Annotated in this window: 8 protein-coding genes; 7 read left to right on the top strand and 1 reads right to left on the bottom strand. The window is 69.1% G+C overall.

Annotated features, from left to right (window positions below):
* The first annotated feature begins 21 nt into the window (after positions 1-21).
* The 7 genes from LJF27_RS01495 (at position 22) to LJF27_RS01465 (ending at position 9502) form a co-directional block, all read left to right on the top strand.
* On the top strand, positions 22-1434 hold the full coding sequence (locus tag LJF27_RS01495) for an amino acid permease (protein WP_003116157.1): 1413 nt from the start codon (positions 22-24) through the stop codon (positions 1432-1434).
* A 258-nt stretch (positions 1435-1692) separates the two neighbouring features.
* Positions 1693-2484, top strand: a complete 792-nt coding sequence (locus LJF27_RS01490) for an enoyl-CoA hydratase/isomerase family protein (RefSeq protein WP_003116159.1) — start codon at positions 1693-1695, stop codon at positions 2482-2484.
* A gap of 20 nt (positions 2485-2504) precedes the next feature.
* Positions 2505-3665 (top strand): acyl-CoA dehydrogenase family protein, encoded by a 1161-nt coding sequence (locus LJF27_RS01485; protein ID WP_003095708.1) that lies wholly within the window; start codon positions 2505-2507, stop codon positions 3663-3665.
* A 66-nt stretch (positions 3666-3731) separates the two neighbouring features.
* On the top strand, positions 3732-5822 hold the full coding sequence (locus LJF27_RS01480; protein ID WP_025921122.1) for an acetate--CoA ligase family protein: 2091 nt from the start codon (positions 3732-3734) through the stop codon (positions 5820-5822).
* A gap of 110 nt (positions 5823-5932) precedes the next feature.
* Positions 5933-7543, top strand: a complete 1611-nt coding sequence (locus tag LJF27_RS01475; RefSeq protein WP_009877185.1) for a 5-guanidino-2-oxopentanoate decarboxylase — start codon at positions 5933-5935, stop codon at positions 7541-7543.
* A 22-nt stretch (positions 7544-7565) separates the two neighbouring features.
* Positions 7566-8747 (top strand): arginine--pyruvate transaminase AruH, encoded by a 1182-nt coding sequence (gene aruH, locus LJF27_RS01470; RefSeq protein WP_003102073.1) that lies wholly within the window; start codon positions 7566-7568, stop codon positions 8745-8747.
* A gap of 50 nt (positions 8748-8797) precedes the next feature.
* Positions 8798-9502 (top strand): NAD(P)H-dependent oxidoreductase, encoded by a 705-nt coding sequence (locus LJF27_RS01465; RefSeq protein ID WP_003102071.1) that lies wholly within the window; start codon positions 8798-8800, stop codon positions 9500-9502.
* 65 nt (positions 9503-9567) lie between these two features.
* On the opposite strand, the gene opmH is transcribed toward LJF27_RS01465, so the two are convergent.
* Positions 9568-11016, bottom strand: a complete 1449-nt coding sequence (gene opmH / locus LJF27_RS01460) for an efflux transporter outer membrane subunit OpmH (protein WP_017002004.1) — start codon at positions 11014-11016, stop codon at positions 9568-9570.
* Positions 11017-11245 lie beyond the last annotated feature (229 nt).

Genomic DNA, 11245 nt, shown 5'->3' with positions numbered 1-11245 from the left:
ACCCTCATCCGGAGGTGCGCCATGGCTGACGGCAAGGAAAGGCTGCAACTCACCCGGGCCCTGGCGAGCCGCCACATCTTCATGCTGTCCCTCGGCGGGGTGATCGGCACCGGGCTGTTCATGGGCTCCGGCGTGACCATCAACCAGGGCGGCCCGGCCGGCGCGGTGCTGGCCTACCTAGTGGCCGGGGTGCTGATGTACCTGGTGATGGTCTGCCTCGGCGAGCTGTCGGTGCAGATGCCGGTCTCCGGTTCGTTCCAGGCCCACGCGACGCGTTTCATCGGACCGGCGACTGGCTTCATGATCGGCTGGGTCTACTGGATGAGCTGGGCCTCCACGGTAGGCCTGGAATTCACCGCGGCCGGGATGCTCATGACCCGCTGGTTCCCGGAGGTGCCCGTGTGGCTATGGTCGGGTTTCTTCGTGGTCGTGCTGTTCTCCCTCAATGCCCTGGCGACCCGCGCCTTCGGCGAGGCCGAGTACTGGTTCGCCGGGATCAAGGTGGCGGCGATCCTGGTGTTCATCGTGGTCGGGGGGCTGGTGATCTTCGGCGGTATCGAACTGAAGAGCGGTGCGCCGGCGCCGATGTTCTCCAACCTGGTCGGCGAGCGGCTGTTCCCCAACGGCCTGTCGGCGGTGTTCGCGGTGATGATGACGGTGGTCTATGCCTTCCAGGGTTGCGAGATCATGGGCGTCGCCGCCGGCGAGACCGAGCGACCGGAGAAGAGCATCCCGCGGGCGGTGCGCAACGTGGTGTTCCGCGTACTGATCTTCTACGTGCTGGCCATCGTCGTGCTTTCCGCCATCATTCCCTGGCAACAGGCCGGGCTGATGGAAAGCCCGTTCGTGCAGGTGTTCGACATGGTCGGGATTCCCTACGCGGCGGACCTGATGAACTTCGTCATCCTCACCGCCATCCTCTCGGTAGGCAACTCGGGCCTGTACGCCTCGACGCGGATCCTCTGGGCGATGTCCAGGACCGGCATGGCCCCGCGCGGCCTGTCGAAGCTCAGCGCGCGCGGCGTGCCGCTCTACGCGTTGCTGATCACCCTGTGCTTCGCCCTGCTCTCGTTGCTGACCAGCGTGGTCGCCGCCGACACCCTGTTCATGGTGCTGATGGCGGTGAGCGGGATGTCCGGCACCGTCACCTGGATCGTCATCGCCTACGCCCAATACCGCTTCCGCCGCGAGTACATGGCCAGCGGCGGCACGGTCGCCGAGCTGAAATATGCCGCGCCGCTGTTCCCGCTGGTGCCGCTGGCCTGCATCGCCGTGTGCTGCTCGCTGTTCGTCTTCCTCGCCCTCGATCCCACCCAGCGGCCGTCCTTGTACTGGGGCTTCGGCTTCATCGCCGCCTGCTACCTGGCCTATTACGTGGTTCGTCGCCGGCAGCCGCAGGGACTGGGCGACCCCGCCCTGGGACGGGCCGGCTGAACGGCCATTCGCAGGACCCGACGCCCGCCGCATCCGGCGGGCGTTTTCGTTTTCGCCTGGTTGGTTTGTTCGAAGTTGTAACAGCCGGCTCGCGCGGGCCTTCGCCGCTTTTCGGCGGATCGCATGGCGTGTGGCTTTGCGCCTGCCGCAGGGCCGTTACATACACCCGAATGGGTGGATTGTGGTCTTGTTGAACGAGTGTTTAGTATTGCCTGAAAGCCGCGATCGCCATCAACCAACAATAAGAACGAGGGCCGCATGACTGACCTTTCCCCATTGCAGACGCGGGTCGAAGCCGGGATCGCCTGGCTCGTCCTGAATCGTCCGCAACAGCGCAATGCACTGGATATCCCCACCCTGGAGGCCCTGCACGTCCGACTCGATGCCTGCGAGCGCGACCCGGCAGTGCGCGCCGTGGTCCTCGGCGGCAGCGGACGCAGCTTCTGCGCCGGGGCCGATCTCGCCGAATGGGCGGCGGCTGAAGCCCGTGGCGAGCTGGAAAGCTATGGCTGGACCGAGGCCGCCCACGCCCTGATGGGGCGCCTGCACGCCCTCGACAAACCCACAGTCGCCGCCGTCAACGGCAGCGCCGTGGGCGCTGGCATGGACCTGGCGCTGTGCTGCGATTTCCGCATCGCCGCCGCCTCGGCGCGCTTCAAGGCCGGCTACACCGGCATGGCCTACTGCCCGGACGCCGGCGCCAGTTGGCATCTGCCACGGCTGCTTGGCAGCGAGGCGGCCAAGCGCCTGCTGTTCCTCGACGAAGCCTGGAGCGCGGAGCGCGCCCTGGGCGCCGGACTGGTCGGCGAGGTGGTCGCCGACGAGCGCCTGGTTGAGACGGTCGGCGCCTTCGCTGCGCGTCTCGCCAGCGGCCCGACCTTCGCCTTCGCCCAGACCAAGCGCCTGCTGCGCGACGGCGCCGGGCGCTCGCTGGCCGAGCAGTTGCGTGCCGAGCAGGCCGCCGGGCTGCTCTGCGGGCGCAGCGAGGATGCCGCCGAGGCGCTGCGCGCCGTGGCCGAGAAACGTTCCCCTCAATTCAGCGGGCGCTAGGCGCCGAGCAGGTGATTCCCATGGATTTCAGGCTGACCCAGGAACAGGACATGCTGGTCGAGGCGGTGCGCAGCTTCGTCGAGAAGGAACTGCTGCCCCACGAGGACGATGTCGACCGCGCCGACGCGGTGTCGCCGGAGCTGGCCGCACAGATTCGCGGCAAGGCCCTCGCCGCCGGTTTCTATGCCTTCAACATGCCCGAGGAAGTGGGTGGCGGCGGCCTCGACTACCTGTCCCAGGCGCTGGTCGAACGCGAGCTGTCGAAGGTCTCCTGGGCCCTCCACGTATTCGTCGCGCGGCCCTCGAAGATCCTCATGGCCTGCACCGGAGAACAGCTCGGCGACTACCTGTTGCCCTGCGTGCAGGGCGAAAAGACCGATTGCTTCGCCCTCACCGAGCCGGGCGCCGGCTCCGACGCCAATTCGATCAAGACACGCGCGGTGCGCGACGGCGACGCCTTCGTGATCAACGGTAGCAAGCACTTCATCAGCCACGCCGGGCACGCCGACTTCGCCATCGTCTTCGCCGTCACCGACAGCTACGAGCACAACGGCCGCAAGCGCAACGCGGTGACCGCCTTCCTGGTGGACAAGGGCACGCCCGGGATGACCGTGCGCCGCGGGCCGAAATGCGTGAGCAACCGTGGCTACCACACCTACGAGATCTTCTTCGACGATTGCCGGGTGCCGGCCTCCAAGGTGCTCGGCGAGGTCGGCAAGGGCTGGGAAGTGGCCAACGCCTGGCTCACCGCCGGACGGGTGATGGTCGCCGCCAACTGCGTCGGCCAGGCCCAGCGCGCGCTCGACCTGTCGCTGCGCTGGGCGGCCGATCGCAAGCAGTTCGGCCAGCCGATCGGCAGCTACCAGGGCGTTTCCTTCAAGCTCGCCGACATGGCCACGCAGATCCGTGCCGCCGAGCTGATGACCCTGCACACCGCCTGGAAGATGGACCAGGGCACCATGACCGACGGCGAGGCCGGCATGGCCAAGCTGTTCGCCAGCGAGACCCTCGGCAAGGTCGCCGACGAAGCGGTGCAGATCTTCGGCGGCATGGGCCTGATGGATGAAGGACCGGTCGAGCGCATCTGGCGCAACGCGCGGATCGAACGGATCTGGGAGGGCACTTCGGAAATCCAGCGGCACATCGTTTCCCGCGAACTGCTGCGGCCGTTGCTGCGTTGAAGTCCTGGCTCCCCTCTTCCTCCAGGGGAGAGGGGAAGGCTGCCATGTTCCGAATCGAGAACCGACATGAATCGTGAAAACCTCAAGCGCCTGCTGGCACCCAGGCATCTCGCCTTCATTGGCGGCCGTGGCATGGCGCGTGCCCTGAAACGCTGTGCCGAAGGCGGTTTCGCCGGCCAGTTGTGGCTGGTCAATCCGCAGCACGCCGAACTCGAAGGCGTACCCTGCGTGGCCAGCGTCGCCGACCTGCCGTGCGGCCCGGACGCGGCGTTCGTCGCCACCAACCGCGAACTGACCCTCGACGCGGTCGCCGCGCTCGCCGCCAAAGGCGCCGGCGGGGCGATCTGCTATGCCTCCGGCTTCGCCGAAACCGGCGAACAGGGCCTGGCCGTGCAACGCCGGCTGCTGGCCGCCGCCGGCGAAATGGCGCTGCTCGGCCCGAACTGCTACGGCTTGCTCGACTACCTGCACGGCGCCGCGCTATGGCCGGTGGCACATGGTGGTCGGCAGGTGGAGCGGGGCGTCGCGGTGCTGACGCAGAGTGGCAACTTCGCCTACAACCTGTCGATGAGCGACCGTTCGCTGCCGGTGGCCTATATGGCATCGGTGGGCAACCAGGCGCAGCTGGGCATCGCCGAGCTGATGGACGTGCTGCTCGACGAGCCGCGGGTGACTGCCATCGGCCTGCATCTGGAAGGGCTGAAGAACGTCCCGGGGTTCGCCCGCGCAGCCTACAAGGCGTTGCAGAAAGGCGTGCCGGTGATCGCCCTGAAGACCGGAGTGTCGAAGATCGGTGCGGCCCTCGCGCTCAGCCACACCAGTTCCCTGGCCGGTTCCGACGCGCTCTACGACAGCCTGTTCGAGCGCCTCGGGGTAATCCGTGTGAGCGGCCCGGTGAGCTTCGTCGAAACCCTCAAGGCCGCCGCCTGCGGCCACCTGCCTGGCGGGCCGAGCCTGGTCGCGCTGGCCTGTTCCGGCGGCGACGCCGGGTTGATCGCTGACTACGCCGAGCGCAACGGCCTGGGGTTGCCGTCTTTCGACGCCGGACAGCGCGACGAACTGACCGGGGTGCTGCCCGACTACGCCAACATCGCCAACCCGCTGGACTTCACCACCGCCATCTGGGGCGATGCCGCGGCCCTGGAGGAAATGCTCGACAGCGCTTTGCGCAGCCCTGCCGACGCCGCCCTGCTGGTGCTCGACTATCCGGGCGAGGAAACCGGCGAGCGGCCGCAGTGCGACCTGCTTCTGCAACGCTACTGCGCCGCGCTGAAGCGCCACGGCAAAGTCGGCTTCATCGCCTCGGCGTTCCCGGAACTGCTGCCGGCCCGGGCCCGCGAGCTGTTGCACGGCGAGGGCGTCGCCGCGCTGCAGGGCGTCGAGGATGGTCTCGCCGCCTGGGGACGGATCGCCCGCTACCGCCAGCGCCGCGCGGCGCTGCTGGAGCGCGGTGAGGCGGCGTTGGTGCCGATCTGCCCAGGGCCGCTGGCGGGCGACGGCTACCTGCTCGACGAGTGGCAATCCAAGCAGGCGCTGAAACCCTTCGGCCTGCCACTGCCCCAGGGGGTGCTGAGCACCCCCGGCCAGGCCCGCGAAGCGGCCCTCGACCTCGGCTTCCCGCTGGTGCTCAAGGCGGTCAGCGCCGCACTGCCGCACAAGACCGAGGCCGGCGGCGTGGCGCTCGGCCTACGCAACGAGGCGGCGTTGGAGGCGGCATTGTTCGACATGCGCGAAAGCCTGGCCCGGCACGCGCCGCAACTGGTCTTCGAGCGTGTTTTATTGGAGCGCATGGCTGGCGCGCCGCTGGCCGAGCTGATCGTCGGGGTCAAGCGCGAGGAGGGCTTCGGCCTGGCATTGGTGATCGGTGCCGGCGGGATACTCGTGGAGTTGCTGCGCGACAGTCGCAGCCTGCTCCTGCCGACCACCGACGCGGCGATCCGCGATGCCCTGCTGAGCCTGCGCAGCGCGCCGTTGCTCAGCGGCTTCCGCGGTCGCCCGGCAGTGTGCATGGAGGCCCTGGTGGCGGCGATCCGCGCGGTCGCCGAATTCGCCTGCGAACATGCCGAGCGCTTGCTGGAGCTGGACGTCAATCCGTTGCTGGCGGATGCCGAGGGAGCGCTGGCGGTGGATGCGTTGATCCGGCTCGCCAATGGCTGAAGGCCGGGGGGACACGACGGCTCCCCCTCCCGCTTGTGGGAAGGGGAGCAAGAGCGCTGCGGCGCGAACGGCGACTCCGATGGTCGCCGAACTGGACGAGGATATTGCCCATGCAACCACAGAAGACCCTCACCGCCGGCCAGGCCCTGGTCCGCTTGCTGGCCAACTACGGCGTGGATACCGTTTTCGGCATCCCCGGCGTGCATACCCTGGAGCTGTACCGCGGACTTCCGGGCAGCGGCATCCGCCACGTGCTGACCCGCCACGAGCAGGGCGCCGGCTTCATGGCCGACGGTTATGCGCGGGTCAGCGGCAAGCCGGGAGTGTGCTTCGTCATCACCGGGCCGGGCGTGACCAACGTCGCCACCGCCATCGGCCAGGCCTACGCCGACTCGGTGCCGCTGCTGGTGATTTCCAGCGTCAACCACAGCGCCAGCCTGGGCAAGGGCTGGGGCTGCCTGCACGAGACCCAGGACCAGCGTGCCATGACCGCGCCGATCACTGCCTTCTCCGCCCTGGCCTTGAGCCCGGAACAGCTGCCCGAACTGATCGCCCGGGCCTACGCGGTGTTCGACAGCGAGCGTCCGCGCCCGGTGCATATCTCGATCCCGCTCGACGTGCTTGCCGCGCCGGTGGCCCATGACTGGAGCGCTGCCGTGGCGCGCCGCCCTGGTCGTGGTGTGCCGTGCACCGAGGCATTGCGGGCGGCGGCGGAGCGCCTGGCTGCGGCCCGGCGACCAATGCTCATCGCCGGCGGCGGCGCGCTGGCGGCCGGCGATGCGCTTGCCGCGCTGAGCGAGCGCCTGGCCGCGCCGCTGTTCACCAGCGTCGCCGGCAAGGGCCTGCTGCCGCCGGACGCGCCGCTCAACGCCGGGGCCAGCCTGTGCGTAGCGCCGGGCTGGGAGATGATCGCCGAGGCCGACCTGGTGCTGGCGGTGGGCACCGAGATGGCCGACACCGACTTCTGGCGCGAACGCCTGCCGCTGTCCGGCGAACTGATCCGCGTCGATATCGACCCGCGCAAGTTCAACGACTTCTATCCCTCTGCCGTAGCGCTCAGGGGCGATGCCCGGCAGACCCTTGAGGCGCTGCTGGCGCGCCTGCCGCAGGAGGCCCGCGACGCCGCGCCGGCCGCCGCGAGGGTGGCGCGCCTGCGCGCGGAGATCCGCGCGGCACACGCGCCGCTGCAGGCGCTGCACCAGGCGATCCTCGACCGGATCGCCGCCGCGCTGCCGGCCGATGCTTTCGTCAGCACCGACATGACCCAACTGGCCTATACCGGCAACTACGCGTTCGCCAGCCGAGCGCCGCGCAGCTGGCTGCATCCCACCGGCTACGGCACCCTCGGCTACGGCCTGCCGGCCGGCATCGGCGCCAAGCTCGGCGCCCCGCAGCGCCCGGGCCTGGTGCTGGTCGGCGATGGCGGCTTCCTCTACACCGCGCAGGAACTGGCCACCGCCAGCGAGGAACTGGACAGTCCGCTGGTGGTGCTACTGTGGAACAACGACGCGCTCGGCCAGATCCGCGACGACATGCTCGGCCTGGACATCGAGCCGGTCGGCGTGCTGCCGCGCAACCCCGACTTCGCCCTGCTGGGCCGCGCCTACGGTTGCGCGGTGCGCCAGCCGCAGGACCTGAACGAACTGGAGCGCGACCTGCGCGCCGGCTTCGGGCAGCCCGGCGTGACCCTGATCGAACTGCGGCACGCCTGTGCGCGCTGACCGCCGGACAAGGAGAGCATCCATGCGCTATTCCGACTTCACTCAACGTATCGCCGGCGACGGCGCCGCTGCCTGGGACATCCACTATCGCGCGCTGGCGCGGGTCGAGCAGGGCGAGGAAATCCTCCTGCTGTCGGTCGGCGACCCCGACTTCGATACCCCGGCGCCCATCGTCCAGGCGGCCATCGACAGCCTGCTGGCCGGCAACACCCACTACGCCGACGTGCGCGGCAAGCGCGCCCTGCGCCAGCGCATCGCCGAGCGCCACCGGCGGCGCAGCGGCCAGGCGGTGGACGCGGAGCAGGTGGTGGTGCTGGCAGGTGCCCAATGCGCGCTGTACGCGGTGGTGCAGTGCCTGCTGAATCCGGGCGACGAGGTGATAGTCGCCGAGCCGATGTACGTCACCTACGAAGCGGTGTTCGGCGCCTGTGGCGCGCGGGTGGTGCCGGTGCCGGTGCGCTCCGAGAATGGCTTCCGCGTGCAGGCCGAGGAGGTCGCCGCACTGATCACCCCGCGCACGCGCGCGATGGCGCTGAACAGCCCGCACAACCCGTCCGGCGCCAGCCTGCCGCGGGCCACCTGGGAAGCCCTGGCCGAGCTGTGCATGGCCCATGACCTGTGGATGATCTCCGACGAGGTCTACAGCGAACTGCTGTTCGACGGCGAGCATGTCAGCCCGGCCAGCCTGCCGGGGATGGCCGACCGTACCGCGACCCTCAACAGCCTGTCGAAATCCCACGCCATGACCGGCTGGCGGGTCGGCTGGGTGGTCGGTCCCGCAGCACTCTGCGCGCACCTGGAGAACCTCGCCCTGTGCATGCTCTATGGCTCGCCGGAATTCATCCAGGATGCCGCCTGCACCGCGCTGGAAGCGCCGCTGCCGGAGTTGGAGGCGATGCGCGAGGCCTACCGCCGCCGCCGCGACCTGGTAATCGAGTGCCTGGCCGACAGCCCCGGCCTGCGTCCACTGCGCCCGGACGGCGGCATGTTCGTGATGGTCGACATCCGTCCCACCGGACTTTCCGCCCAGGCCTTCGCCGACCGCCTGCTGGACCGCCATGGCGTATCGGTGCTCGCCGGCGAAGCCTTCGGCCCGAGCGCCGCCGGTCACATCCGCCTCGGCCTGGTGTTGGGCGCCGAACCGCTGCGCGAAGCCTGTCGGCGCATTGCGCTGTGCGCCGCCGAGTTGCTCGGCCAGGCCTGAACCCCTCGGCCGCGAGCGATGCGGCCGGTCACCACGATTCGGAAACCACGATGAACGTACTGATCGTCCACGCCCACAACGAACCGCAATCCTTCACCCGCGCGCTCTGTGACCAGGCATGCGAGACCCTGGCAGGCCAGGGCCACGCGGTGCAGGTCTCGGATCTCTACGCGATGAACTGGAATCCGGTGGCCAGTGCCGCCGACTTCGCCGAGCGCGCCGATCCCGACTACCTGGTGTACGCCCTGGAGCAGCGCGAGAGCGTCAAGCGCCAGAGCCTGGCCGCCGACATCCAGGCCGAGCTGGACAAGCTGCTGTGGGCCGACCTGCTGATCCTCAACTTTCCGATCTACTGGTTCTCGGTGCCGGCGATCCTCAAGGGGTGGTTCGACCGGGTACTGGTGTCCGGGGTCTGCTATGGCGGCAAGCGCTTCTACGACCAGGGTGGCCTGGCCGGCAAGAAGGCGCTGGTCAGCCTGACCCTGGGCGGGCGCCAGCACATGTTCGGCGAGGGTGCCATCCACGGACCGCTGGAGGACATGCTGCGGCCGATCCTGCGCGGCACCCTGGCCTATGTCGGCATGCAGGTGCTGGAGCCCTTCGTCGCCTGGCACGTGCCATACATCAGCGAGGAAGCGCGCGGCAACTTCCTGCGCGCCTACCGGGCGCGGCTGGAAAATCTCGAGCAGGATGTACCCCTGCGGTTCCCGCGGCTGGAGCAGTTCGACGCGCTGCTCCAGCCGCTGGCGCGCTGACCCGGGCGACGCGCGCCAGGCCAGTCAAGCGAAGACGCCCCCGACCGGGGGCGTCTTGGCTCGTGCTAGTACTGCTGGCGCGGCTTGCTCTGTAACTGCTCGGAGGCGGCCTTGGCCAGGTCCGGCGGGAGGAAGTCCTTGTCCGGATCGTAGTCCTGCTTCAGGTAGGCGCTGAGCGCCTCCAGGTCGGCCGGGCTGAGGGTGCCGGCCGCCTGCTTCAGGCGCAGGGTATCGAGGATGTAGTCGTAGCGGCTGTTGTTGTAGTCGCGCACGGCGGCGTACAGCTGGCGCTGGGCGTTGAGCACGTCGACGATGTTGCGGGTGCCGACCTGGTAGCCGATCTCGGTGGCTTCCAGCGAACTCTGGTTGGAGATGATCGCCTGGCGCCGCGCCTGGACCTGCTCGACGTCGGTATTCACCGCGCGGTGCAGGTTGCGGGTGTCCTGCACCACCTGGCGGCGCTGGCCTTCGCGGGATTGCTCGCTCTGGTTGAGGCGCTGGTAGGACTCGCGGACCTGGGAGGAGGTCAGGCCGCCGCTGTAGATCGGGATGTTCAGTTCCAGGCCAATCGTGCGTTCCTCGACATCCTTGCCGTAGTGCACCAGCGGATTGGCGGCGCTGTTGGCGAAGCCGAGGGCGTCGTTGTCGCCCTTCTGGTACTGGGCCACGGCATCGAGGGTCGGCAGGTGCCCGGCCTTGCGCTGGCGGAGGGTTTCCTCGGCGGCGTTGACCGCGTAGTTGCTGGCCAGCAGGCGCAGGTTCTGCTGCACCGCGGTGTCGACCCAGGCCTTGGCGTCGTTCGGCGCCGGCGGCACCACCGGCAGGGTGTGGCGCATGCCCTCGATGGCGCTGTAGTCGCGGTTGGTCAGGGTCACCAGGGCCTGGAAGGCATCGTCCACGCGCTGTTCGGCGATCAGCCGGTTGGCGCGGGCGGTGTCGTAGCTGGCCTGGGCCTCGAGTACGTCGGTCTTGTCGGAAAGGCCCACGTCGAAGCGCTCGTTGGCCTGGTCCAATTGACGCTTGAAGGCGGCTTCCTCGGCCTTGCTGGTGGCCAGGTTGTCCTGGGCGCGGAGCACCGTGAAGTAGGTCTCGGCGCTGCGCAGGATCAGGTCCTGCTGGGTCGCGGAGAATTCCAGCTTGGCCTGGTCGCTGGTTTCCTTGGCGGCCTGCCACTGGAACCAGCGGTCGGCGCGGAACAGCGGCTGGCTGAGGCTGGCCTGGACCACATGACTGCTGCGTTTGACCGTGGCGGCCGGTTCGTCGAGAGCGATCCGTGAGTCGCCGATACGGCCGCCGGCGCCGAGTTGCGGCAGCAGGCCGGCGCGGGCCTGGGGCACCACTTCCTTGCGCGCCAGGTAGTCGGCCTGGGCGGCGGCGAGGTCGGCGTTGTTGTCGACGGCTTCCTTGTAGACGCTGATCAGGTCGGTCTTGGTCGGCAGCGGGGTCGGCTGGGCGGCCCAGGCGACACCGGTAGCAGCGGCCACGGCGGCCGCCAGGGAGAGTCTGCGCAGCATTCGTTCGTCCTGGAAAAGATGCGAGGTGGGGCAAGGCTAAGGTCGCTACCGGTGGCGGTCAAGGCACCTGCGCGGCAACTGATCGAAGAGCCAGTCCGGATCGATGTGCCGGCGAACGTGCGGGGATCTGCGTCTTCCCTGGCGAGAGGGCGCCGGACCGGACCATGACTGCCGGTCGGGCGGGGCGTTTTCCCGTTGGCGTATCCCGCCGGTGTTGATTAGACTGCCG

Source organism: Pseudomonas sp. 203-8 (genome assembly GCF_020708595.1).
GTDB classification, from domain to species: Bacteria; Pseudomonadota; Gammaproteobacteria; order Pseudomonadales; family Pseudomonadaceae; genus Pseudomonas; species Pseudomonas aeruginosa.
This window is presented reverse-complemented; position numbering and strand designations above follow the sequence as displayed.